This window comes from Bacillus sp. SORGH_AS_0510 (genome assembly GCF_030818775.1).
Lineage (GTDB): Bacteria > Bacillota > Bacilli > Bacillales > Cytobacillaceae > Neobacillus.
Genome location: NZ_JAUTAU010000001.1, coordinates 3,481,979 through 3,508,941 on the forward strand (window position 1 = coordinate 3,481,979; position 26,963 = coordinate 3,508,941).

Consider the following 26,963-nt stretch of genomic DNA (forward strand, 5'->3'; position numbering starts at 1 on the left):
CCGCTAGATTTAATCGAGCAACGTTACCAGTTTTTTTGCAAATCCATCATCCAAAATAGCTACAACAACGCGGGCTTCCTTGCCAATTGCTTGACCTAGAAGATGACGATCTTCCACCATTTTTATAGGAACTTGATAGGAATTACATTTATCTGAAATTTTTTTAGTCGTATTTGCAGATGCATCCGCGGCTAATAAAACGAGCTTTGCTTTTCCATTTCTGATTTCTTTTAAGGCAAGCTCCTCACCCGATATAATTTTACGCGCTCGATTGGCCAAGCCAAGCAATGACATCCATTGATTTTGTTTCATTTGGATTGTCAGTTCTCCTTCTCGATTAGCTCAAGTAATTCATCATATATAGAATCATTTATTGAAACCTCTAAATGGTTAGCTAATGTATTTTTCTTCTTGGCTAATAGGACCGCTTCTTTGTCCATTGAAAGGTATGCTCCTCTGCCGGATTTTTTTCCGGTTAAATCGATGGAAACATCCCCTTCTTTTGAGCGAGACGATGCGAACGAGTTCTTTTTTCGGCTTCATTTCACCGGTAGCCACACATTTGCGCATAGGAACTTTTTTTCTTGTGTTCACGATCATTCACCTCCTGTATTAGTCCAAGTCCTCTTCAAAATCGAAATCTGTATCAACTTGATCGTCAAACAGCCTAATTGTTTCTTCACGAGGATAGATGCCTAACTCACGTGCTTCACTTTCTGCTTTGATATCGATTTTCCAACCGGTTAATTTTGCTGCTAAACGTGCATTCTGTCCGCGTTTACCGATTGCTAATGAAAGTTGATAATCAGGAACAACTACTGTAGTTGCTTTTTCGTTTTCGTTCACCATAACATCAAGCACTTTAGAAGGGCTTAATGAGTTAGCGACGAACACTACTGGATCATCTGACCATTTCACAATATCAATTTTTTCACCTTTTAATTCATTTACAACTGCTTGAACCCTTGTTCCTTTTGGTCCAACACAAGAACCTACTGGATCAACCTCAGGGTTGTCGGAATGAACGGAAATTTTCGAACGATCTCCTGCTTCACGAGCAACAGATTTAATTTCTACTGTACCGTCATAGATTTCAGGAACTTCAATTTCAAATAATCGCTTTAGTAATCCAGGATGAGTTCTAGATACAAAGATTTGTGGGCCTTTAGTTGTTTTTTCCACTTTAGTAATAAAAACTTTGATTCGATCATGCGGTTTGTAACGTTCATTTGGCATTTGTTCATTTAAAGGCAATAGTGCTTCAATTTTACCAAGGCTGACATAAATAAACTTAGAGTCAAGTCTTTGTACAATACCCGTCATGATATCTTCTTCGCGGTCAATAAATTCAGAATAAATAATCCCTCTTTCAGCTTCTCTAACACGCTGAGTTACCACTTGTTTCGCTGTTTGTGCAGCGATTCTTCCGAAGTCTTTTGGAGTTACTTCCATTTCGACTACATCTTCAACCTGGTAATTAGGATTAATGTGTTGGGCATCTGCAAGAGAAATCTCAAGTCGTGGATCAAATACTTCATCAACCACTTCTTTTCTTGCAAAAACGCGCATGGACCCATTTTGTAAATTCAAATCAATGCGGACATTTTGTGCCTGATTAAAATTACGACGGTATGCTGATACCAATGCGGCCTCGATTGCATCAATTAGTATATCTCTGGAAATACCTTTTTCTCTTTCCAGTATTGTAAGAGCATCTAATAATTCGCTGCTCATTTGCTTGTATCCCCCTACTCTTATTCAATTTTATAATTTATAAGGCTATATTAAATTTGCCTATTGATTTCCGCTCCAGGCACGAGCGGTTCGTGGGTGTTTCGGCGAACCTCCTCGGCGAAACGCGTCTGCGGGGTCTCCCCTGAACACTACTCCCACAGGAGTCTTCGTGCCTTCCGCTCCAATCAACAGGGTGTTCTATTCACCACTGTTCTTTAACAATGCCATTTATTAAAATACAACAGCAAGTCTTGCGCTTGCTACTTTTTCATATGGAATTTCAATCGATTTTTTACGTGTTTTGATTTTTACTTCAATTTTCAAGTGCTGGCCGTCAAATTCAAGTAATTTCCCTTCAAAACCTTTTTCTCCATCAATTGGTTCATATGTTTTAACAAAAACATTTTTTCCAATTGCCTTTTCAAAATCTTTTTCTTTTTTCAATGGACGCTCTGCACCCGGTGAGGATACTTCAAGAAAGTAGTTATGGGGAATTGGATCCAATGCGTCGAGTTTTTCACTTAGTCGTTCACTGACAAGTCCGCAATCCTCAATATCAACCCCAGTGTCTTTATCGATATATACGCGAAGGTACCAGTTTTTACCTTCCTTCACATACTCAATTTCCACTAATTCTAAGCCAAGTTCTTGAAAAATTGGTGTAGCCAGCTCTTCTACAACTTCCGTTACTTTGCTCATGCTTTACCTCCTTTTCCGATTTATTTCACCCATATTCTATGTAGTTCACGGAAAGTTTTATCAAATAACACTAAAAAACATTTTGTAAACAAAACCAAGAAGCTCGACACATTTTTGAGTCCGCAACTCGATTACATAACGAAAGAGTGGGTTTCCCCACTCTTGAACACGAGAGTATTTCTTAGTATTTCCAATAAAACTATACCATAACCATTGTTTTTATGCAAACACAAGGAAGGCTTATCAAAGTTATCCCTATTTAGAACAAGGATAGCTGATTTGCTTCTGGCAAGGCATTTAGACAACCCTGCTTGTCTAGATACTCAAGAATTGTCTTGGATACTTTTCCACGTTGTTGAAGGTCTTCTTTAGATAGGAACTCTCCATTTTCTCGTGCTTTTACAATATTAAAAGCTGCATTCGTTCCTAGACCAGGAATCGAATTGAAAGGTGGAATAAGTGTATTCCCTTCTATAATAAACTCTGATGCTGCCGATTTATATAAATCATAATTTTGGAATACAAATCCTCTCTCAGTCATTTCAAGTGAAAGTTCCATAACCGTTAGAAGGTTTTTCTCTTTATTCGATGCTTCAAGGCCCTTCGCATTGATTTCTTCAATCTTTGCTCGAATTGCTTCTGGCCCTCGCGACATTACTTCAATTTCAAAGTCTTCAGCGCGGACTGTAAAATAAGCCGCATAATAAAGGAGTGGAAGATGTACTTTGAAATAGGCAATACGAACAGCCATTAATACATATGCTGCCGCGTGTGCTTTTGGGAACATGTATTTAATCTTTTTACATGAATCAATGTACCATTCAGGCACTTCGTTTTTCCGCATTTCTGCTTCCATTTCTTCGCTCAACCCTTTACCTTTACGTACAGACTCCATTATCTTAAACGCAAAGGAAGGTTCCAGTCCCTGATAAATTAAGTAGACCATGATATCGTCACGACAACCAATAACTTCACTTAAGTTACAGATTTGGTTATGGATTAGTTCCTGTGCATTCCCAAGCCAAACGTCCGTTCCATGCGATAAACCGGAAATTTGGACAAGCTCAGAGAAAGTTGTTGGCTTTGTATCCTCTAACATCTGTCTTACAAATCGGGTACCAAATTCAGGTATCCCAAGTGTACCTGTTTTACACATAATTTGTTGTTCCGTTACACCTAAAGATTCCGTCCCACTAAAAATTTTCATAACCTCAGGGTCATCGGTTGGAATGGTTTTAGGATCGATCCCGCTTAGGTCTTGAAGCATTCTAATGACAGTCGGATCATCGTGTCCCAGTATATCAAGCTTCAACACATTATCATGAATGGAATGGAAATCAAAATGAGTGGTTTTCCATTCAGAATTTCTATCGTCAGCCGGGAATTGGATTGGTGTGAAATCGTACACATCCATGTAATCTGGTATAACGATAATTCCACCAGGATGTTGCCCAGTTGTCCTTTTTACCCCTGTACAGCCTGATGCGAGCCGTTCTACTTCCGCACCGCGTAATTGGAGGTTATTATCTTGCTGATAGGCCTTCACATAACCGAATGCTGTTTTATCAGCAACGGTACCAATTGTTCCCGCACGGTATACATACTCTTCACCAAACAGAACCTTTGTATAGTTATGGGCACGCGGCTGATATTCACCTGAGAAGTTCAAATCGATATCGGGAACCTTGTCCCCTTTAAAACCGAGAAAGGTTTCGAACGGTATATCGTGCCCATCTTTTCGATATTTGTCTCCACACTGAGGACAATCTTTATCCGGTAAATCAAATCCGGATCCAACAGATCCATCGTTAAAGAACTCAGAATGTTTACAAGTTGGACAAACATAGTGCGGTGGTAGTGGATTTACTTCTGTTATCTCTGTCATTGTTGCAACAAGAGAGGATCCAACTGAACCACGGGAACCAACAAGATATCCATCATCGAGTGATTTTTTTACAAGTTTATGTGAAATCAAGTAAATAACGGCAAATCCATGGCCAATAATACTTTTTAGCTCTTTCTCCAATCTAGCTTCAACAATTTCCGGTAGAGGGTTACCGTATATCTTATGAGCCATCGCATAGCTCATCTCACGCATCTCTTCATCTGCACCTTCAATTTTAGGTGTATAAAGATCGTCTTTAATCGGTTTAATAGCGTCTATCATATCAGCTATTTTATTTGAATTGGTCACAACGATTTCCTTTGCCTTGTCTTTGCCTAAGAATGAAAAAGCATCAAGCATTTCATTGGTGGTTCTAAAGTGTACGTCTGGCAACTCATGACGATTTAACGGGTTTGCCCCACCTTGTGAATTAACTAAAATCTTACGGTAAATTTTATCATTTTCATTTAAATAATGAACATTACCTGTTGCCACAACTGGAATGCCTAATTTATCACCCAAGGCAACAATTTTACCGATAATATCTTCCATGGCTTTTTCATCACGGACCAATTCCATTTCAATCAGAGGCGCATTGACCTCTTTTGGCATAACTTCAAGATAATCATAAAAACCGGCGTAAGCTTCCACTTCCTCTGGAGACTTTTGCATCATTCCTTCGAACACTTCCCCTTTATTACAGCCAGAGCCTACAAGAATTCCTTCTCGGTATTTTTGCAGAACTGATCTTGGAAGCCGCGGCACACGGTAAAAGTATTCAATATGTGAGATGGAAACAAGCTTAAATAAGTTCTTTAACCCTGCCTCAGTTTGGGCTAAAAGTGTACAGTGGTACGGACGCGCACGCTGATAGGCATTTCCTTTTCCCATGTTGTCGTTTAATTCATCATGGAACTGAATTCCTTTTTCGTGAGCATCTTTTAACATCTTTAATAACAAGTATCCTGTTGCTTCGGCATCATAAATTGCGCGGTGATGCTGTGTTAACTCAATATCAAACTTCTTAGCTAATGTATTTAGTCGATGGTTTTTTAGTTCAGGATACAGAAAACGTCCTAGTTCTAGTGTATCAATTACAGGGTTCTTAGCTTTTTCTAAACCAATTTGTTTGTATCCAACATTAAGGAACCCCATATCGAACGAAGCATTATGGGCGACAAGAACCGCATCTCCTATCCATCCATAAAAGTTTCTTATCACTTCTCCAACTTCAGGTGCATTTTGGACCATATCATCCGTTATGCCTGTTAAGTTGATCGTTGTCGCAGATAGTCGATGATGCGGGTTGGCAAATGACTCGAAACGATCAATAATTTCGCCACCCTGTACCTTTACAGCAGCTAATTCAATAATGGTATCATATACGGCTGAAAGTCCCGTTGTTTCTACGTCAAATACAACAAACGTATCCTCGGCAAGCAGTCGGTGTGCATCATTGTAGGCAATCGGCACGCCATCATCAACTAAATTAACTTCTACGCCGTAAAGTATTTTTATATCGTTTTTCTTTCCAGCACCATATGCTTCTGGGAAAGATTGAGCAACAGCATGGTCAGTTACTGCAATGGCTTTATGACCCCATTTTTTTGCCTGAGCGATTAACGCACTAACAGGTGTAACTGCGTCCATTTGACTCATTGGGGTATGCAAATGCAGTTCTACCCGTTTTTCATCTTCAGGTGCAGTATCCTTTCGCTGAATAGGCTTAATTTCATTAATATCATTTCCGATCATGACTAGGTCTCGGACAAATGTATCGTTTTGAATGCTTCCTCGAACCTTAACCCACATTCCCTTTTTCACGCGTTGGAAAAGAGCTGCATCTTCTTTATCACGAGAGAACATTTTTACCATTAGCGAGCTTGTATAGTCGGTAATTTTAAAGGTTAATAAGGAACGGCCGCTGCGAAGCTCTCTAATTTCCGCATCAAAAATATATCCCTCAACAGCAACTCGTCGTTCTTCATCGACGATCTCAATCATACTGCGGAAGTCGCTATCATCCTTAATTGTAAGTCCAATGTTGAGCGGGCCATCAGGCACATCTCCAGAACCTTGTTCCTTTTCTGCATCCTGTTTTTGCATTTCAACCATAGCAAGAAGAGCGCGTTCCTGGTCTTCCTTTTGTTTGGCAAGAAGAAACTTTTCGTACTCCTCATTACTTTCATCCGCTTTTAAATCTGTCTCAATAGAAAACATAGGAAAGCCAAAGGTTTGAAAAATATCCCCTATGACAGATCCATATTTACGTTTTAAGGCTAAACCTTCTGCCTCATTTCTTACGGTGATTGTTAGTTTATTTCCACTTACGACCGGCATTTGCTCATTTAATAGTTTTAACAGTGGTGGAGAAATTCCATCTATTTGTTGAATACAATGACTCCAATATTCTAATAAAAGTTCTGGTGTACTGCTTGGATTAGGCACTTTAATTTCATATGAAACAGTAGCAATATTTGAAAAAGTTCTTTCCAGCTGTGTGGTAAACCGCATATACACATTAAAAGGAAGAATTTTTTCAAATAAGAATTGGAAATGCCATTTCCTTGCTTTCTTTTCTACCATTAATCTTTCAATTTGTGCATTGTTAAAATGCACTACTACAGCATCTTCGATCAATTGCAGCTGCTGGAGCAAGAGTTGGAATCGCTCTTTATTGCCTAGGGCATGTTCGCTCATCGTTCTCTCTCCCATCTATATTAAAATCTATCTGTCTATTCATTATCAAATAGTTATTATATCACATGATACAAAATGATTCGTTTCATTTCGACAGAAAACTTCATCCATTTATTGAAAAATGTCTCCTAAAAAAATGAAGGACCGCAATTTAATTTGCGATCCCATTTGTTATTATTTCAAGAAAAATCTTTGAATGTCATTCCAAGTAACAACAAGCATTAATAGCATCAGAAGGGCAAATCCGATAAAATGAACCATCCCTTCTTTTTGTCGATCAATTGGCTTTCCTCTCACTGCTTCGACGGCAAAAAACATTAATCTTCCACCATCAAGTGCAGGGATTGGTAATAGGTTCATAATTCCTAGGTTAATACTTAAAATTCCTGCCCATTTCATTAAATAATAAATGCCTGATTTCGCTACTTCATCTGTAGATTTATAAATTCCAACCGGACCTGAAAGGGCATCAATTGAAAATTGGCCAGTAACCAATTTTCCGAGCATAACAAATATCTGCTTTGTCCAGAAATAAGTTTCAGTAAAACCAGATTTCACGGCCTGAACAGGTGATTTTTCCACAGGGCTATAAACGCCTATAATCCCCATTTTCTTACCCTCAACTGTCTTTTCGATAGGAGTAACTTGTACTTCCTTCTCATTTCCATCACGAACGATTGAAAAGTCTAATTCTTCATTTGGATTTTTCCGAATGATTTCAACTACATCTGTCCAGCTTGAAATTTCTGATCCATCAATACTCTGTACAACGTCCCCTTTTTTCAGTCCAGCCATTTTAGCTGCACCATCAGGAGTGATTTCACCTAATTTAGGTTCATTTGATGGAACACCTTGCAGCAAAGCAATAACAATAAATACAACAAATGCTAGAACAAAGTTCATCATTGGGCCAGCAAAAATAGCCATAAATCTTTGTCCTAATGTTTTAGAGCCAAATTGACGGTCAATCGGCGCAATTTGCGATTCTACCCCATTTTCAACAATTACTGCATTTGAATGTACGTTGAATACTTGCAAGCTTTCGTCTTCATCTTCAGGATATCCCTTAATGATTAAATCACGCTCAATATCAGCATGCTCAACTTCCACAATTCGGCAGTTAGGAAACTTTTCTTTATTATTTAAAATGATTTTCGTAACCTTGTCCTGCTTATCAAATAAAAGCCCAATACGATAACCAGGTTTAATTTCAACTACCTCTGGATCCTCACCAGCCATTCGAACAAAGCCACCAATCGGTAATAAGCGAATGGTATATGTTGTCTCTCCTTTTTTATGGGAGAATACCTTTGGGCCCATACCAATAGCAAACTCCCGACAAAGAATTCCTGCTCTTTTTGCAAAGATAAAATGACCTAATTCATGGAAAAAGACAAGTGCACCAAAAATTACTATAAAGGCAATAACTGTACTCAAATTTTAAAACCACCTTTTTTAAGGATAGGGGGAGAATCATTAAACATTGTTACGGTCACTTCCGCTTTCCTTACAGAAGAGATTGTACATACTGTCTTGTTTCTTTATCTACCTCTTGTATAACAGCTAGGCTAGGGTGCTCTATGGTTTGATGAGTGCTTAATGCCTTTTCTATTAATTCTTCAATTTGAAGGAAACGAATCTTCCCATCTAAAAATGCTGCAACTGCCGCTTCGTTTGCAGCATTTAAAACCGTTGGCATTGTTCCGCCTTTTTTACCTGCCATATACGCAAAGTGTAGACAACGAAACCTCTCAAGATCCATTTCCTGAAAATGCAATTTCCCGATTTGGGCCAGATTCAATCGATTTGCCGTAGAAAGTGGCAATCGGTCTGGATAGGTGAGTGCATATTGAATCGGCACTCTCATATCTGGTGTTCCAAGCTGAGCTATGATACTACTATCATGAAACTCAACCATGGAATGGATAATACTCTCCTTATGAAGGAGAACATCTATTTTATCATAAGGAATATCAAACAGCCAGTGAGCCTCAATTACTTCCAGCCCTTTATTCATCATGGTAGCCGAATCTATTGTAATTTTAGCTCCCATAGACCAATTGGGGTGGTTTAATGCTTCCTGAACCGTAACGTTTTCCAACTCGCTTCTTGTACGATCACGGAAACTGCCACCTGAAGCAGTCAAAATTAATTTCTCAATATTTTTCGCCTTTTCCCCTTGAAGAGCTTGGAAAATGGCGGAGTGTTCACTATCGACTGGAAGAAGTGTTACTTGGTTTCTTTTAGCTGCATCCATTACTAAGTGACCGGCAGTAACAAGCGTCTCTTTATTCGCAATAGCAATGGTTTTTCCGCATTCAATCGCTTGTAAAGTTGGATTGAGCCCCACACTTCCTAGGACGGCATTCACTAGAATATCCGCTTTATCATAAACTGCTGTTTCGATTAATCCCTCATCACCAAAAGTAAATTTAATATGAGGGAATTCTTCTTTTAATGTAATATAATCACTTTTGTTTTGTACAGAAACAAGCTCAGGTTGAAATTCAGTAATCATTTGTCTTGCCAGCTCAATATTTTTCCCAATAGATAGAGCTGCTAGTTTAAATTCTGTTGGGTGCTCACGAATAACATCCAGTGTTTGCGTACCAATTGACCCGGTAGCCCCCAATAAACTAATTGTTTTCAATAATGTCAACTCCTAAAAAATAAAACCCATGCACCTACACCCATAGATGAAAAAAGTGCAATAACGGCCACACAAATAATAAACTATCAAATCGGTCTAAAATACCACCATGACCAGGTAATATATTTCCTGAATCTTTTACGTTAAAATGGCGCTTAAATGCAGATTCGACTAAATCACCAATTTGTCCAAAAACTGATAGTGCGACAGTAATTCCTATTAAAGATGCATGAATGTCGGTGAATAGTACAAATAGAACGGAGACTATGACTGCACATATGACTCCACCTATAGAGCCTTCAACGGTCTTATTGGGACTAATTTCAGGCCATAGCTTTCTTTTACCCATTGCCTTACCAATAAAGTAAGCACCAGAATCAGTTGCCCATATCATAAATAAGGAATAAAAAATAAAAACAAGTCCACCCTCTTGCCTTGTCTCAAAGAAAAAGTAGAAACCAATTCCTACGTATAAGGCAGACAGTAAGGAGAAAGAAACGTCCTCAAAGGTAAAGCGATTTTTTGTAATTACTGTATACGTCAATAATAAGAGAATCAATGCGATCCCAATTTCAGTTTTTGAATAATAGAAGGTTTGTATTACTTCAGAATACTCCTTTTCAGGGAAAAGCAAGACCCATAGAAAAAGTACCGAAAGGAATCCATGAACAGAAAAAATAGAAAGGTTTTTCATTTTTAGCAGTTCATATAACCCGATGGTCGCTAAAAAGTATGTTAATAAAACAAGGGGAAATCCCCCATAAAATACAATGGGCAAAAATAATGCCGCTGCTACGACTCCTGTGATAATTCTTTGCTTCATCTAATAGTTCAACACCTTTTGCTCAAGTGACGGTTAAGTGGAATACGCTTAACCTGTTTTGCTAAATTTCACATTATAAAATGCCGCCAAACCTACGCTGCCGCTTTTGAAATGCTTCTATTGCTTCTAGTAAGTGCTCCTCGCTGAAATCCGGCCATAATACATCCGTAAACCAAAACTCTGAGTAAGCTAATTGCCAAAGCATGAAATTACTCAAGCGGATTTCTCCACTTGTTCGAATTAAAAGGTCCGGATCTTTGTATTCAGAGGTCATAAGATAGGATGAAAAAACATCCTCATTCAGATCAGTCTCATTTAGTATTCCATTTTTACTATCATTTAAGACCTGTTTGACTGCATCAATGATCTCCGCCCTGCTTCCATAATTTAGCGCAAAGTTTAATACTAGTCCATTATTATCTTTTGTTTCTTCTATAGCTTTTTCAATTGCACGAAGTGTATGTACAGGAAGCTGACTTTTATATCCAATCATTTTCACTTGAACATTATTCTCAACTAGCTCAGGAAGAAAGGTACCTAAAAATTCTTCAGGCAGACGCATAATATATTCTACTTCGTTTTTAGGACGTTTCCAATTTTCAGTTGAAAAAGCATATAAGGTGAGTGTCTTCACGCCAAGTTTATTTGCCAACATGGTGGTTTTTCGAACCACTTTCATTCCTTCATGATGACCGGCAACTCGTGGTAACGCCCTTTTCTTAGCCCAACGCCCGTTGCCATCCATAATGATCGCAACATGCTCGGGTACAGGTTGTTTTTTTACTTCTTCAATTTTATCTCGGAGTGTGGAAGATTGTTCTTTTTTCTTCCCAAGCCTAAATTTATTAAACATAGCAATGCTCCTCAATTAATTAATCGTTGCCTCCGATTGTTTATGTAAAGGTAAACAAGGTTACATGCTTTTATCATACCAAAAAAGCAAAAAGATATCTCTAATAAATAACTTATGTAAAATAAAAGGAATTAAGAATAATGTTCAGAAAACATTTTCGGGTCTTCCTATAAGATGGTTTTGTTTAGCTGTCTCTGTTGATCTCCGCTCCAGACACTTCGCTTTCCGTGGGTGTTTCGGTGAGCCTCCTCGGCACTTGCGCCTGCGGGGTCTCCCCTGAACCATACTCCCACAGGAGTCTTCGTGTCTTCCGCTCCGATCAAAAGGTTTTAATAATTCAACAATGTTCTTTAACACAGCCTACAAAATATAAATACCCGTAAATAGTGAAAAAACCCCCTAAAAAAAGAGGGTTCACTCTCACATTTATACTTCCAAAATTTCTTTTTCTTTATCTTTCGTGATTTGGTCGATTTTTTGAATATATTCATCTGTAAGCTTTTGGATGTCATCGGAATAACCACGAAGTGCATCTTCAGTGATTTCACCATTTTTCTCAAGCTTCTTCAAGTCATCGTTTCCATCACGGCGAATATTTCGAATGGCAACTTTTGCATCTTCTGATTCTTTTTTAACTAACTTAACTAGCTCTTTACGACGTTCTTCTGTTAGTTGTGGAATAGCAATACGAATCACTGATCCGTCGTTTGTTGGATTTAATCCTAAGTCAGATTTAAGAATCGCCTTTTCGATATCACCAAGGATTGATTTATCATAGGGTTGAATAACAAGTAGGCGAGCTTCCGGAGTAGAGATACCAGCCATTTGATTGACAGGAGTTGGAGCACCATAATAATCAACTGTAATACGGTCAAGTAAGGATGCACTCGCTCTTCCTGCACGGATTGTAGCTAGTTCACGAGTATATGATTGAACGGCTTTTGTCATACGATCCTTCGTAGTAGCAATAACTTGTTTTGGCATTTAATTTTTCCCCCTAACAACTGTTCCAATTTTTTCACCCATAACGGCTTTTTTAATATTCCCCTGCTCCATAATTGAGAAAACAATAAGTGGGATATCATTATCCATACATAAGGAAGATGCAGTTGAATCCATAACAGCTAATCCTTCCTTTAGTACATCTAAGAATGAAAGATCTTCATACTTTGTAGCATTTGCATCGATCCGTGGATCTGCAGAATATACACCATCGACATTATTTTTTGCCATTAGAATTACTTCAGCATCAATTTCAGCGGCTCTTAATGCTGCTGTTGTGTCTGTTGAGAAGTATGGATTCCCTGTTCCAGCTGCAAAAATAACTACACGTTTCTTTTCTAAATGTCTAATCGCACGACGTCTAATGTACGGTTCTGCAACCTGACGCATTTCAATGGAGGTCTGTACCCTTGACTCAACCCCTAAATTCTCTAAGCTATCTTGTAAGGCTAGAGAGTTCATAACAGTTGCAAGCATACCCATATAATCAGCATTCGCTCGATCCATGCCCATCTCACTGCCGATTTTTCCCCGCCAAATGTTTCCGCCGCCTACGACAACAGCTACCTCTACCCCAAGTTCTGCAATTTCTTTTACTTGGATGGCAATCGATTTGATTACAGAAGGTTTAATACCAAAGCCAGAATCACCACCAAGTGCTTCTCCGCTCAATTTCAATACTACGCGTTTGTACTTAGGACCGCTCATATAAACCTCCGTATGTAAATTTATTCAGCATTAGCGCACAGTCTGCACTACTGCAATACAATATTTATTCTTGTCTTGAAAAATAGGGAACACACTGTGTCCCCTATTTAAAAACCTATTTCAGTAACATTCCCTTAAAGCTTGTTTGTTCTTAAACAAGAGAATATTTGACTATTGTTTATTTACTTGGTTCATAACTTCTTCAGCGAAGTTATCTTCTTTTTTCTCGATGCCTTCTCCTACTTCGTAACGAACGAATTCGCGAACAGTTGCACCTTTAGATTCAACAAATTGACGAACCTTTTGGTCTGGGTTTTTAACGAAAGTTTGATCAAGTACACAAACATCTTCAAAATACTTGCCAAGACGACCTTCTACCATTTTAGCAACGATTGCTTCTGGCTTGCCTTCATTAAGAGCTTGTTGAGTTAATACTTGACGCTCACGCTCTACTTCTTCTTGAGAAACTTGATCACGTGAAACGTATTTTGGTCTTAATGCAGCGATGTGCATAGAAACATCTTTAGCAGCATCTGCATCTGTAGTACCTTCAAGTACTGTTAATACGCTGATACGTCCACCCATGTGAAGGTATGCACCAAACGCATCATTATCAGTTTTAGAAACTACTGCAAAACGACGAAGTGAAAGTTTTTCACCAATTTTAGCAATTGAAGAATTGATGTGATCCGCTACAGTTGCACCGTTTTCCATTGTTTGAGCAGATGCTTCTTCAACAGTAGCTGGTTTGTTTTTAAGTAGGTGTTCAGCAAGTTCCTTAACAAGTGCTTGGAACGCATCGTTCTTTGCTACGAAGTCTGTCTCAGAGTTCACTTCAAGAATAACTGCTTCATTTCCATCAACAAGGATAGAAGTTAAACCTTCTGCAGCAATACGGTCTGCTTTGTTTGCAGCCTTTGCAATTCCTTTTTCACGTAAGAAATCAATTGCTTTTTCCATATCACCGTTTGTTTCTGTTAATGCTTTCTTACAATCCATCATACCAGCGCCAGTTTTTTCACGTAGTTCTTTAACCATTTGAGCAGTAACTGCCATAATTAACTTCCTCCTTTAAATACTATGTACTATATTCATATCTTAGCCATTGTTAGTCAAGATAAACCTACTTTAAAAAAAGGTGATAAAGGGTGCTCCCTCTTATCACCTTTTTAATTTTAACACTTCAATTAATTAAGCAGTAACTTCTTCGCCTTGTTTTGCTTCAAGGATCGCATCTGCCATTTTACCAGTTAAAAGCTTAACCGCACGAATTGCATCATCGTTTGCAGGAATTACAACGTCGATTTCGTCTGGATCACAGTTAGTATCAACAATACCTACGATAGGAATGTTTAACTTCTTAGCTTCAGCAACTGCGATACGCTCTTTACGAGGGTCGATAATGAATAGTGCATCTGGAAGTTGCTTCATATCTTTGATTCCGCCTAAGAACTTCTCAAGACGTTCTTGTTCTTTCTTTAATTGAACAACTTCTTTCTTAGGTAATACTTCGAAAGTTCCGTCTTCAGACATTCTTTCGATATCTTTTAAACGACCAATACGCTTTTGGATTGTTTCAAAGTTTGTTAGTGTACCACCTAACCAACGTTGGTTAACATAGTACATACCAGAACGAGCTGCTTCTTCTTTAACAGAATCTTGAGCTTGTTTCTTTGTACCAACAAAAAGAACTGTTCCGCCGTTACCAGCAAGGTCCTTTACCCAGTTGTAAGCTTCTTCTACCTTCTTAACTGTTTTTTGAAGGTCGATGATGTAGATACCGTTACGCTCTGTGAAGATGTATTTCTTCATCTTTGGGTTCCAACGGCGAGTTTGGTGTCCGAAGTGTACACCAGCTTCAAGCAATTGTTTCATTGAAATAACTGACATGTTTGTTTCCTCCTAATGGTTTTGATTTCCTCCGCTCCTATCATTTTTAAACAGAAACTGTTTTAAACAGCACCATCTGTTTAAATCAACGAGCGTGTGTATTAACACCATGAAATAATATAGCACATGTACAAACAACAATCAAGTATACTTTTAAAAAAAGAATCTCCAGGCTCACACCTGGAGATTTTTTTATTAGTTAGATCTTAATTTATCAAGTTCAACAAGAAACTTATCATTTAAGACTTTGATATACGTACCTTTCATACCAAGGGAACGGGATTCAATTACCCCTGCACTTTCAAGCTTTCTTAGTGCATTTACGATAACAGAACGTGTAATACCAACACGGTCAGCAATTTTTGATGCAACTAACAAGCCTTCATGACCATTAAGTTCTTCGAAAATATGTTCAATTGCTTCAAGCTCACTATATGATAATGAACTAATAGCCATTTGAACGACAGCTTTGCTTCTAGCCTCTTCTTCGATTTCTTCTGATTTTTCACGTAAAATTTCCATACCTACTACAGTCGCACCATACTCACCAAGGATTAGATCATCATCATGGAACTTCTCTTGCAATCTTGCAAGGATTAATGTGCCAAGACGTTCTCCTCCACCGATAATTGGAACGATTGTTGTTAGACCTTCACGGAATAAATCTCTATTCTCTACAGGGAAAGCTGTATATTGACTTTCAATATCCAGGTTTGAAGAAGTTTCTTGAATATTGAATAGTCCCTTTGTATATTCTTCAGGAAATTGGCGGTCCTCAAACATTTTCTTCATTCTTTCGTTTTCAATTTGTTGATAAATTGAAAAACCAAGAAGTTTTCCGCGTCGGCTTACAATGTAAACATTCGCTTCAATCGTTTCACTTAATGTCTCAGACATTTCCTTGAAGTTCACCGGTTTTCCTGCTGCCTTTTGCAATAATACATTAATCCGTCTAGTTTTTGTAAGTAAATCCATCTGTTTCTTCCTCCTAATTGACTACAACCATTATTAAATTTTTAAATTAAACTATTTTAGTTTCTTATAGGATAAATTGACTTAAGTCTTTATTTTTAGAAATAGCCCCTAGTTTTTCATCCACATATTGCGGTGTGATGGTAACTTTCTCCATCGTGATATCTGGAGCTTCGAATGACAAATCTTCTAAAAGCTTTTCTAAAATTGTATGAAGTCGTCTTGCACCGATATTGTCTGTGTTTTGATTCACATCATAGGCTACTTCTGCGATTCTACGAATAGCATCGTCAGAAAATTCAATTTGTATACCTTCTGTTTCCAATAATGCTTGATATTGCTTAATTAATGCATTATCCGGCTCGATTAAAATCCTAAAGAAGTCATCAACTGTGAGTTTTGTTAATTCCACACGAATTGGAAAACGTCCTTGAAGTTCAGGAATTAAATCAGAAGGTTTCGCCATGTGAAATGCCCCAGCAGCAATAAATAAAATATGATCCGTTTTAATGGAGCCATATTTAGTTACCACCGTTGAGCCTTCTACGACTGGAAGGATATCTCTTTGGACACCCTCGCGTGATACATCAGCTGATGAACCGCCTGAATTCTTGCTGGCTATTTTATCAATTTCATCGATAAAAATAATTCCCGTTTGTTCAGCACGATATATAGCCTCTGAAGTTACTTCATCCATATCGATAAGCTTGGAGGCTTCTTCACTGGTTAAAACCTTCCTTGCTTCTCTAACAGTAAGTTTTCTTTTCTTGCGTTTTTTTGGCATAAAGCTGCTTAGAGCATCTTGCATATTCATACCCATTTGTTCAATACCGGAACCTTGAAGCATATCAAACATAGAAGGAGTTTGTTCCTCTACTTCTACAGTTACAATCTCTTCCTCTAATTGACCGAGGGCCAATTTTTCTTTGACAATCTTGCGTTTTTCCTGAACAGAATAATCCTCTTGTGGTGCTTCCTGTTCAGTTGAGGAGTTTCCACCTCCAAATAACATTTCTAACGGGTTTTTATATCCTGTCGATTTTTTAGCGGATGGAACAAGTAAATCAACAAGACGGCTGTTAGCATTTTCCTCTGCGCGTTCTTTGACACTTTGCATTCGATCTTCTTTAACTAATCGAACAGATGTTTCTGCAAGATCTCTGACCATTGATTCAACATCACGACCAACATACCCAACCTCAGTGAATTTAGTCGCTTCCACTTTAATAAATGGCGCACCAACAAGTTTGGCAATTCTTCGGGCAATTTCTGTTTTTCCAACACCAGTTGGACCGATCATTAAAATGTTCTTTGGAATGACCTCATCGCGAAGCTTTTCACTTAACAATCCTCTTCTATAGCGATTTCTTAGCGCCACAGCAACTGCCTTTTTAGCATCCTTTTGTCCAATAATATATTGATCAAGTCTTTCGACGATTTGACGGGGGGTTAAATTATTGGTATTGGTTTTTCCCATTTTTCGGTCTCCTTCCCGTTATAGCTCTTCAACGATAATGTTGTGGTTTGTATACACACATATTTCTGCAGCTATTTCTAAAGAAGCTTTTGCTATTTCTTTTGCAGTTAGATGGTCACCAGCATATTTTTTAAGTGAGCGTCCTGCAGCAAGCGCGTAATTCCCACCTGATCCAATTGCAAGGATTCCATCATCCGGCTCGATGACTTCACCGGTGCCAGACACTAATAGTAAGTTTTCTCGGTCCATCACAATGAGCATGGCTTCAAGCTTCCTAAGAACCTTATCACTTCTCCACTCTTTAGCCAATTCAACTGAAGCTCTTTGTAAATTCCCATTAAACTCCTCTAATTTGCCTTCAAATAACTCAAACAAGGTAAATGCATCAGCCACAGAACCAGCAAATCCTGCTAACACTCTACCATTAAATATCTTTCTTACTTTTCTTGCAGTGTGCTTCATCACTACCGCATTACCAAATGTAACTTGGCCATCACCAGACATCGAGCATTGACCATTATGATGGATCGCAAATATTGTTGTTGCATGAAATTGGTTCATTTAGATGACCTCCTATAGGAGAATTTTCCGCTTACAGACAAATAAGATAAATGTATGTAACCATTACAAATCCATATGAAAAACAATATATATTTATGCCCTTGGATGATGGGCCATATACGATTTCTTCAAGTGTTCATTGGTCACATGGGTATACACTTGCGTTGATGATAAAAAGGCATGGCCTAACAATTCTTGAACTGACCTTAAATCTGCACCATTATTTAATAAATGAGTGGCAAAAGAATGTCTTAGCTTATGCGGATGAATACTTGAATCTAAAGCAGATTTTTCAATCATTCGATTTAATACTTTTCTTGTTCCCCTGGTTGTTAGTGCCCCACCTCGGTTATTTACAAATAAAGCCTCAACTGATTGATTGCCTGCTAAAAGCTTTTTTCTACCATCGTTTATGTACAAGTCTAATGCACGAGACGCTTGAGTTCCGAAAGGAACATAGCGTTCCTTATTACCTTTTCCATGAACCAAGACAGTCGATAAGTAAAAATCAAGATCTTTTAAACGAATCCGACAGCACTCACTGACACGAATTCCTGTTCCATATAATAGTTCAAGCAATGCTTTATTCCTTTGTCCTAAAGCCGTTTCTGTTTCACAAGAATTAAATAGAAGTGTGATTTCATTTTCATAAAAGAATTGAGGAAGCCTTTTTTCAATCTTTGGTGTCGTTAAAAGTGTAAATGGATTACTTTCTACGTATTGCTCCCGAAGCAAAAATTTATAGAAACTTCTTAGTGCAGAAATTTTTTTAGCAACCGTTTTTCTTGCAAGATTTTTATCATATAATCTGGTAAGGTAAAGTCTGGCATCATGATATTGAACCTTATCGACTTCATTTATAGCTTGCTCAGCCATGAACGTAAAGAAATCACTGATATCATGTTGATAATGTTCAATTGTATATTTTGAATAATTACGTTCCATTTGTAAATACTCAAGAAATAACTTTAAGAAAACATTCACATTTGTCATAAAATTCACCTCACAAGGGCTACTAAATCGTAACACACTTCCATACCCCTTGCAATAAATTTTACAAAACTTTCACAAAGTTCTGAATTGTGTCTAACGCCCGGTTTGCATGCTGTAAATTTCTTTCTTGCTTCCCTCTGATTTTAACTGGAAGTTCCGGAAATAATCCAAAATTCGCGTTCATCGGCTGGAAGTTTTTCGGATTAGCGGTTGTAATATAACGGGCCATGCTTCCAATAGCTGTTTCAGCAGGAAACTCAATTGTTTCCATTCCTTGAACCATCCGTGCTGCGTTAATTCCAGCAATCAATCCACTTGCAGCTGATTCCACATAACCCTCTACACCCGTCATTTGACCAGCGAAGAATAAATCTTCTCTATTTCGGAATTGATACGTAGCCTTAAGAACCTTCGGCGAATTAATAAAAGTATTGCGGTGCATAACTCCATAGCGGATAATTTCAGCATTTTCAAGGCCCGGAATTAATTGAATGACTTCTTTTTGTGCTCCCCACTTTAAGTGTGTTTGAAATCCGACAATATTAAACAGGGTTCCTGCTGCATCATCTTGACGAAGCTGTACGACTGCATAGGGTCTTTTCCCTGTTTTAGGGTCTTCCAAACCGACTGGTTTTAATGGACCAAATAACATGGTCTTTTTCCCTCTGGCTCCCATTACTTCAATTGGCATGCATCCTTCAAAAAAGATCTCTTTTTCAAATTCCTTTAAAGGTACTGTTTCTGCAGAAATGAGTGCTTCGTAAAAACGGTTAAATTCTTCTTCACTCATTGGACAGTTAAGATAAGCCGCTTCTCCTTTATCATAGCGGGATTTTAAGTATACCTTGTCCATGTTAATGCTTTCTTTTTCAATAATTGGAGCAGCTGCATCATAGAAATAAAGATATTCCTCACCAGTTAGGTTCTTTAGTTGTGCAGAAAGCTCGGCACTTGTCAGCGGACCCGTCGCAATTACGGTTGGACCCTCTGGTATGGTTGTTACCTCTTTGTTTATAACTGTTACATTTTCGTGATTCTTCACTAATTCAGTAACCTTTGCTGCAAATTCATGCCTGTCTACCGCCAAGGCACCCCCTGCTGGAACGGAACAAGCATCTGCTGCTGCAATTATGACGGAATCTAGCTTTCTCATTTCTTCTTTAAGTACACCAACTGCATTTGTTAATGTATTGGCACGCAAAGAATTACTACAAACTAATTCTGCAAATTTATCCGTGTGGTGTGCTGGAGTTTGTTTAACTGGCCGCATTTCATAAAGACGGACCTTTACACCTCGCTTTGCAATTTGCCATGCCGCTTCACTTCCAGCTAAGCCTGCTCCTATTACGTTAATGGTGACATCTTTCATATATAAACCTCCTGATTATATGCTGCTATTACTTTTATATCCAATTTTGCTAAGTAAAAAGCATATAACTTTACCATTCCCTCAATTAAGTCCATCTTGCATTGTACTATACGAATTAAAAACAAAAAAGTTTTTTATTTGAGAAATAAAAAAAGAGTGGGATTTTCCACTCTTTTAACTCTGCTGTTCTTCCTTATAATCACATGCCGTACATTGTACCTGTACGCCTTTTTTCAATTTCTTCTCAACTAAAAGTCCCTCACACTTTGGACATGGTCTTGGCAGTGGTTTATCCCAAGAGATGAATTCACATTCTGGATATCTGGTACAACCATAGAAAATTCTCTTTTTCTTACTCTTGCGCTCAACCACCTGTCCCTCTTTACAAGTAGGACAATCCATACCTATTTCCTTCACAATTGGCTTTGTGTTACGACAATCAGGAAAATTGCTGCATGCCATAAATTTTCCGTAGCGTCCCATTTTAAACACCATTGGGCTGCCGCAGTTTTCACAGTCTTCACCTGCAGGCTCATCTTTAATTTCTACAGACTGCATTTCTTGTTCTGCTTTTTTTAGATGGGTTTCAAAGTCTTGGTAAAATTCATCAATTATTTGGACCCACTGTACTTTTCCATCTTCAATATTATCCAAATCTTGTTCCATCTTAGCTGTAAATTCTACATCTAAAATATCTGGGAAAAACTCTACCATTAATTCATGAACGATTTCACCAAGCTCTGTCGGGACAAATCGTTTATTGTCTAATGCCACATAGCCCCGCTTTTGGATTGTATCTAGCGTTGGGGCATAAGTAGATGGTCGGCCGATACCCAATTCTTCAAGTGTTTTCACTAGCCTTGCCTCTGTGTATCTTGGAGGCGGCTGTGTAAAATGCTGCTTAGGTTCGATGTCTTTTTTAAAGACCTCATCCCCCTCTTTTAAGTCAGGTAACATTTTATCTGGGCCTTCTACCTGATCATCTGTACCTTCTACATATACCTTCATGAAACCAGGAAATTTAATTTTAGAGCCAGTTGCGCGGAAAAGAACATTTCCATTTTGCAAATCTACACTCATAGTATCCATCACTGCTTGTGCCATTTGACTCGCTAAAAAACGCTCCCAGATTAATTTATATAGACGGAGTTGATCACGTGAAAGAAAATCCTTCATGCTATTTGGATCCCTTAAAGTGCTCGTTGGGCGAATGGCCTCGTGGGCATCTTGAGCATTCGACTGTTTTTTCTCTTTTCTTTGGTCATCTTTTAAAAAGTTTTCCCCATACTCTGCTTTAATATATTCAGCCGCTTCAGCTTGAGCAACTTCTGAAATTCTAGTGGAATCTGTTCTCATATAGGTAATGAGACCAACCGTTCCCTCTTTGCCAAGCTCAATTCCTTCGTACAGCTGCTGGGCGAGCATCATAGTTTTCTTTGCCCTAAAATTAAGCTTCCTTGCAGCTTCCTGTTGTAATGAGGAAGTAATAAATGGTGGTGCAGGATTTCTTCTTCTTTCTTTTTTTGTAACAGATACTACTTTAAATTTATTGTCTTTTAATTGTTGCAAGATCGCTTGAACATCTTGCTCTGAACTTAACTCTGTTTTCTCTTTGCCGACAAGGGAGTGGAAGGATGCATTAAAATGGTTTTTCCCTTTTAAGAACTCTCCTTCAATCGTCCAGTACTCCTCGGGAGTAAACGCTTTAATTTCATTTTCTCTATCAATGATTAAACGGACCGCAACTGACTGAACACGTCCTGCACTTAGTCCTTTTTTTACTTTCTTCCATAATAGCGGACTGATATTATAGCCTACAAGCCGGTCTAAAACCCTTCGTGCCTGCTGTGCATCAACAAGGTCCGTATTAATCGGGCGAGGATGTTTGAAAGATTCCTTGATGGCCTCTTTGGTAATTTCATTAAAAACCACACGGCAATCAGAATGAATATCTACATCCAAACTGTGAGCCAAGTGCCAAGCAATTGCTTCTCCTTCGCGATCGGGGTCGGCTGCAAGAAAGACTTTTTTTGCTTTTTTGGCTGCTGTTTTTAAGTCTTTCAGTACAGGACCCTTGCCCCGGATTGTAATGTACTTAGGTTCAAATCCAGTCTCTGGACTGACTCCCATCTGGCTTCTCGGTAAGTCTCGAACATGTCCCATGGATGCTTTTACTTTATATTTATTTCCTAAATATCGTTCAATTGTCTTCGCTTTTGCAGGTGATTCTACGATTACTAGAAAATCTGCCATTCATTATCCTCCTTAAGAGGGAAAGTGTGAAAGCGCCTTGATATACTTTACAAAACTGCCCTATCCCAATATTAATCCATTTATATGGTAATGATGTTTATTTTTACACTATCCATTTTTTTCGAACTTCTGTTGGAAAATGTATAACATATTAGAAATTATTGCAACCTTTTTTAGCTAATTTCTCCATTTAATCAAAAAAAACCTGCATAATCTCCCACTTTTATTCCCATTATTGCCTTTTTACATAGAGTTTTATCTAATTTCTTCTAAAATATCCTCCGCACTTGTCACAAGTTTTGCCCCCTGTTGAATGAGCTCATTTGCTCCTGCTGAGAATGGATTATAAATACTGCCAGGTAACGAGAATACATCCCGACCTTCATTTACTGCATAATTCGCAGTGATCAACGAACCACTTTTACGTTTTGCTTCTATAATAAAGGTACCGCGAGATAGACCGCTAATAATTCGATTCCGAAATGGAAAATGCCATCTAAGCGGTTTTGTGTCAGGTGGATATTCTGAAACGATTAATTGTGATTTCATCATCTCTAACGCAAGACTCATATTTTCTTTTGGATATATATGATAGATTCCACCTGCGATAACAGCTATTGTTTTCCCTCCATTTTTAATGGCAAATTCATGCGAGTAGGCATCAATGCCTTTTGCTAACCCACTTACAATCAGCACACCCTTATCAATTAATTGAGGAAATATAGATTTGATTGCATTCCTTCCATATTGAGTAGCCTGACGTGAACCTACTACCGCAAGCTTTGGCTCATAGTTTAACAGTGAAAGATCCCCCTTTGCAAATAAAGCCCAGGGAGGCTGGTAGATTTCCTTTAAATATTGTGGGTACTGTTCATCAAAAATGGTAATTACGTTAATATCATTGGTTTTGTATTGGCGGATTTGGTCATGTATGACTTCGGTTGGAGGAGTTAGGTTAACTGAATTAGAAGTAATGATTTCGCAGCTAATATATGGAATGGTGGGAACTTGCTGTGTAAGGTAAGCAGGTATTCGAGAGAGGTTTTGTAGGGTGGGATCTTTTTTTAAAATTTGAAAGATGTTGTTCCACGAGAGATTTGGATAGTGAAGCAAATGAATTAATTTTTCTTTAAAGTCGTCCATGTAATACATACCTCCAGAATTTTTTTAACAAAAGAGAAATAGCCCCTCTAAAGCGAGAGACTATTTCTGGATATCTAGGATGTATATTTTTTAATGAGTTTTACACTTTTCGTATAATCCTTGTTCTTTTAGAACTTCAATTAATGTTTCACCCATTACAGATGGAGTATCAGCTACTTTAATTCCACACTCGTTCATCACACGGATTTTTTCGTCAGCTGTTCCTTTTCCACCTGAAATGATTGCACCAGCATGGCCCATGCGCTTTCCAGGAGGTGCAGTACGTCCGCCGATGAAGCCCACAACAGGTTTTGTCATGTTAGCTTTTACCCATTCAGCAGCCTCTTCTTCTGCAGTACCGCCAATTTCACCAATCATGATGACAGCATATGTTTCAGGATCTTCATTGAATGCCTTTAAAACATCGATAAAGTTCGTTCCATTCACTGGGTCTCCACCAATACCTACAGCTGTTGTTTGACCGATCCCAGCTTGTGTTAATTGGTGTACAGCTTCGTAAGTTAATGTTCCAGAGCGAGAAACAACTCCAACATGGCCTTTTGTATGAATGTATCCAGGCATAATACCAATCTTACATTCATCAGCTGTGATCACACCTGGGCAGTTCGGACCAACTAAACGAGTCTTTTTGCCTTCCATGTAACGCTTCACTTTAACCATATCTAATACTGGAATATGCTCAGTAATACAGATAACTAGATCTAAGTCAGCATCGACTGCTTCGATGATAGAATCCGCAGCAAATGGTGCTGGTACATAAATAACAGAAGCATTTGCTCCAGTAGTTTCTACTGCTTCTTTCACAGTATTAAATACTGGTACTCCTTCTACCTCTTGACCACCTTTACCAGGAGAGGTACCGCCTACAATTTGTGTACCATATTCAAGCATTTGTTTTGTATGAAAACGGGCTGTTCCACCAGTAATCCCTTGAACAATTACCTTCGTATCCTTATTAATAAAAACGCTCACGTTAATTCCCCTTTCTGAAGATCCTATTTCACCAATTCAACGATTTTTTGTGCACCGTCAGCCATGGATTCAGCAGCAGTAATGTTTAGACCTGACTCAGCTAAAATCTGCTTACCTAAATCAACATTCGTTCCCTCTAAGCGAACAACAAGTGGAATACTTAGACCAACTTGCTTAGCTGCTTCTACTACACCTTCAGCAATGACATCACATTTCATGATTCCGCCGAAGATATTAACAAAAATACCTTTTACGTTTGGATCTGAAAGGATAATTTTAAATGCTTCAGTTACTTTCTCTGCTGTAGCACCGCCCCCAACATCAAGGAAGTTAGCAGGGTCGCCACCGTAATGCTTAACAATATCCATAGTCGCCATTGCTAAGCCTGCACCGTTAACCATACAGCCGATGTTGCCATCTAGTGCAATATAGCTAAGGTCATATTTAGATGCTTCGATTTCTTTTGGATCTTCTTCTTCAAGATCACGATAAGTTAAAACATCATTTTGTCGGTATAATGCATTGGAATCAAAGTTTAATTTAGCATCCAATGCCATTACTTTACCGTCACCTGTAACTACAAGCGGGTTAATTTCAGCAATAGAGCAGTCCTTTTCGATGTATGCACTATATAAGCCCATCATGAACTTAACTGCTTGATTAACTAATTCTTTTGGAATATTAATATTAAAAGCGATTCGGCGTGCCTGGAATGGCTGTAAGCCAATCACTGGATCGATTTCTTCTTTGAAAATTTTCTCTGGAGTCTTTTCTGCAACCTCTTCAATCTCTGTTCCGCCTTCTTCAGAAGCCATTAATACTACACGTGAAGTAGCACGGTCTAATACTAATCCTACATAGTATTCCTTTTTAATATCGCAGCCTTCTTCAATTAACAGGCGTTTTACTTCCTTACCCTCTGGACCTGTTTGGTGTGTTACCAATGTTTTCCCGAGGATCTCGCTTGCATATGTACGAACCTCATCAAGGTTTTTAGCAACTTTAACACCGCCGGCTTTTCCCCGTCCACCAGCATGAATTTGCGCCTTTACAACACAAACCTGTGTGCCTAGTTCTTTTGCCGCTTCAACTGCTTCTTCTACAGTGAATGCCACTTTTCCGTTTGGAACCGCTACCCCGTATTTTCTGAGGATCTCTTTCCCTTGATACTCATGGATATTCATTTCCCATCCTCCTATATCATACTCTTCTAAAAATTGACTCCGTTTTCATTTTATATAATGACACTAACCTTGTCCACCATTAAGCAAAAAATTATATTCATTTAAAAAAATTCAGAAAAATATATAATTGGTTTTATTAAACATTAAGAAATTTCAATAGAAAATGTTTCCAAATTTATTTTTCAATATAATAAAATACCGCTTTGTTTCTAAAGGGTAATTGTGTCCTAATCGAGGCTGGATTCGGGCAATTTTAAGGTTATCATTGGCAATTCTGTCCAATGTTACTGCGACTTCTGACAATGTTGCTGCTCTTTTTACCAACTCTGTCAGAAGTTCCCCTGTCTTCTGACAGAGTTACTGCCTTTTTTCCCTACTCTGTCAGAAGTTCCCCTGTCTTCTGACAGAGTTGCTACCTTTTTTACCTACTCTGTCAAAAGTTCCCCTGCCTTCTGACAATGTTGCTGACTTTTTCTCCTACTCTGTCAGAAGCTCCCCTGTCTTCTGACAATGTTGCTGCCTTTTTCTCCTACTCTGTCAGAAGTTCCCCTGCCTTCTGACAGAGTTGCTGCCTTTTTCTCCTACTCTGTCAGAAGTTCCCCTGCCTTCTGACAGAGTTGCTGCCTTTTTCTCCTACTCTGTCAGAAGTTCCCCTGCCTTCTGACAATGTTGCTGCTTTTTTACCTACTCTGTCAGAAGTTCCCCTGTCTTCTGACAATGTTGCTGACTTTTTCTCCTACTCTGTCAGAAATTCCCCTGTCTTCTGACAATGTTGCTGCTCTTTTTACCTACTCTGTCAGAAGTTCCCCTGCCTTCTGACAATGTTGCTACCTTTTTTACCTACTCTGTCAGAAGTTCCCCTGTCTTCTGACAGAGTTGCTACCTTTTTTACCTACTCTGTCAAAAGTTCCCCTGCCTTCTGACAATGTTGCTGACTTTTTCTCCTACTCTGTCAGAAGCTCCCCTGCCTTCTGACAATGTTGCTGCTTTTTTCTCCTACTCTGTCAGAAGTTCCCCCACCTTCTGACAATGTTACTACCTTTTTTACCTACTCTGTCAGAAGTTCCCCTGTCT

Annotated in this window: 21 protein-coding genes and 1 pseudogene; all 22 read right to left on the bottom strand. The window is 38.5% G+C overall.

Going from position 1 to position 26,963, the window contains the following annotated elements:
• Window positions 1-9: 9 nt before the first annotated feature.
• The 22 genes and pseudogenes from QE429_RS17785 to sucC all read right to left on the bottom strand — a co-directional run bounded on the left by QE429_RS17785 (window position 10) and on the right by sucC (window position 25,889).
• Complete coding sequence (locus tag QE429_RS17785; RefSeq protein WP_307288871.1) at window positions 10-312, bottom strand: YlxQ family RNA-binding protein; 303 nt, start codon at window positions 310-312, stop codon at window positions 10-12.
• Between the two features lie 8 nt (window positions 313-320).
• Window positions 321-594, bottom strand: a pseudogene (gene rnpM / locus QE429_RS17790) (RNase P modulator RnpM).
• Between the two features lie 18 nt (window positions 595-612).
• Entirely contained in the window at window positions 613-1,734 is a 1,122-nt protein-coding gene (nusA, locus tag QE429_RS17795) for a transcription termination factor NusA (RefSeq protein WP_307288873.1), read from the bottom strand.
• Window positions 1,735-1,965: 231 nt separating this feature from the next.
• Window positions 1,966-2,433 carry a ribosome maturation factor RimP gene (rimP, locus tag QE429_RS17800; protein WP_307288875.1) on the bottom strand — a complete coding sequence of 156 codons (468 nt, stop codon included), beginning with the start codon at window positions 2,431-2,433 and terminating at the stop codon, window positions 1,966-1,968.
• A gap of 259 nt (window positions 2,434-2,692) precedes the next feature.
• On the bottom strand, window positions 2,693-7,018 hold the full coding sequence (locus tag QE429_RS17805; RefSeq protein WP_307288877.1) for a PolC-type DNA polymerase III: 4,326 nt from the start codon (window positions 7,016-7,018) through the stop codon (window positions 2,693-2,695).
• A 174-nt stretch (window positions 7,019-7,192) separates the two neighbouring features.
• Complete coding sequence (rseP, locus tag QE429_RS17810; RefSeq protein WP_307288879.1) at window positions 7,193-8,455, bottom strand: RIP metalloprotease RseP; 1,263 nt, start codon at window positions 8,453-8,455, stop codon at window positions 7,193-7,195.
• A 70-nt stretch (window positions 8,456-8,525) separates the two neighbouring features.
• Window positions 8,526-9,668: a 1-deoxy-D-xylulose-5-phosphate reductoisomerase gene (gene dxr, locus QE429_RS17815; RefSeq protein ID WP_307288881.1), complete on the bottom strand. Its 1,143-nt coding sequence runs from the start codon at window positions 9,666-9,668 to the stop codon at window positions 8,526-8,528.
• A gap of 34 nt (window positions 9,669-9,702) precedes the next feature.
• On the bottom strand, window positions 9,703-10,491 hold the full coding sequence (locus QE429_RS17820) for a phosphatidate cytidylyltransferase (protein ID WP_307288883.1): 789 nt from the start codon (window positions 10,489-10,491) through the stop codon (window positions 9,703-9,705).
• Window positions 10,492-10,564: 73 nt separating this feature from the next.
• Window positions 10,565-11,344, bottom strand: a complete 780-nt coding sequence (locus QE429_RS17825; protein ID WP_307288884.1) for an undecaprenyl pyrophosphate synthase — start codon at window positions 11,342-11,344, stop codon at window positions 10,565-10,567.
• A 426-nt stretch (window positions 11,345-11,770) separates the two neighbouring features.
• On the bottom strand, window positions 11,771-12,328 hold the full coding sequence (gene frr / locus QE429_RS17830; protein WP_307288886.1) for a ribosome recycling factor: 558 nt from the start codon (window positions 12,326-12,328) through the stop codon (window positions 11,771-11,773).
• Window positions 12,329-13,054 carry a UMP kinase gene (gene pyrH, locus QE429_RS17835; RefSeq protein WP_307288887.1) on the bottom strand — a complete coding sequence of 242 codons (726 nt, stop codon included), beginning with the start codon at window positions 13,052-13,054 and terminating at the stop codon, window positions 12,329-12,331.
• Between the two features lie 171 nt (window positions 13,055-13,225).
• Complete coding sequence (gene tsf / locus QE429_RS17840) at window positions 13,226-14,110, bottom strand: translation elongation factor Ts (RefSeq protein ID WP_307288891.1); 885 nt, start codon at window positions 14,108-14,110, stop codon at window positions 13,226-13,228.
• Window positions 14,111-14,245: 135 nt separating this feature from the next.
• Window positions 14,246-14,944 (bottom strand): 30S ribosomal protein S2, encoded by a 699-nt coding sequence (gene rpsB, locus QE429_RS17845; RefSeq protein WP_307288893.1) that lies wholly within the window; start codon window positions 14,942-14,944, stop codon window positions 14,246-14,248.
• Window positions 14,945-15,139: 195 nt separating this feature from the next.
• Window positions 15,140-15,919, bottom strand: a complete 780-nt coding sequence (gene codY, locus QE429_RS17850; RefSeq protein ID WP_307288895.1) for a GTP-sensing pleiotropic transcriptional regulator CodY — start codon at window positions 15,917-15,919, stop codon at window positions 15,140-15,142.
• A gap of 64 nt (window positions 15,920-15,983) precedes the next feature.
• Window positions 15,984-17,393, bottom strand: a complete 1,410-nt coding sequence (gene hslU / locus QE429_RS17855) for an ATP-dependent protease ATPase subunit HslU (protein WP_307288897.1) — start codon at window positions 17,391-17,393, stop codon at window positions 15,984-15,986.
• 18 nt (window positions 17,394-17,411) lie between these two features.
• Window positions 17,412-17,954 carry an ATP-dependent protease subunit HslV gene (gene hslV / locus QE429_RS17860; protein ID WP_307288899.1) on the bottom strand — a complete coding sequence of 181 codons (543 nt, stop codon included), beginning with the start codon at window positions 17,952-17,954 and terminating at the stop codon, window positions 17,412-17,414.
• Between the two features lie 93 nt (window positions 17,955-18,047).
• Complete coding sequence (gene xerC / locus QE429_RS17865; protein ID WP_307288901.1) at window positions 18,048-18,947, bottom strand: tyrosine recombinase XerC; 900 nt, start codon at window positions 18,945-18,947, stop codon at window positions 18,048-18,050.
• A 61-nt stretch (window positions 18,948-19,008) separates the two neighbouring features.
• Window positions 19,009-20,316: an FADH(2)-oxidizing methylenetetrahydrofolate--tRNA-(uracil(54)-C(5))-methyltransferase TrmFO gene (trmFO, locus tag QE429_RS17870; RefSeq protein WP_307288903.1), complete on the bottom strand. Its 1,308-nt coding sequence runs from the start codon at window positions 20,314-20,316 to the stop codon at window positions 19,009-19,011.
• A 174-nt stretch (window positions 20,317-20,490) separates the two neighbouring features.
• A complete protein-coding gene (topA, locus tag QE429_RS17875; protein WP_307288904.1) occupies window positions 20,491-22,569 on the bottom strand; it encodes a type I DNA topoisomerase in 2,079 nt (692 codons plus the stop codon).
• A 255-nt stretch (window positions 22,570-22,824) separates the two neighbouring features.
• A complete protein-coding gene (gene dprA / locus QE429_RS17880) occupies window positions 22,825-23,712 on the bottom strand; it encodes a DNA-processing protein DprA (protein ID WP_307288906.1) in 888 nt (295 codons plus the stop codon).
• Window positions 23,713-23,802: 90 nt separating this feature from the next.
• The gene (gene sucD / locus QE429_RS17885) at window positions 23,803-24,705 is read right to left on the bottom strand and encodes a succinate--CoA ligase subunit alpha (RefSeq protein ID WP_307288908.1); all 903 of its coding nucleotides are present in this window, start codon (window positions 24,703-24,705) and stop codon (window positions 23,803-23,805) included.
• Between the two features lie 23 nt (window positions 24,706-24,728).
• Complete coding sequence (sucC, locus tag QE429_RS17890) at window positions 24,729-25,889, bottom strand: ADP-forming succinate--CoA ligase subunit beta (RefSeq protein WP_307288910.1); 1,161 nt, start codon at window positions 25,887-25,889, stop codon at window positions 24,729-24,731.
• Between the last annotated feature and the right edge of the window lie 1,074 nt (window positions 25,890-26,963).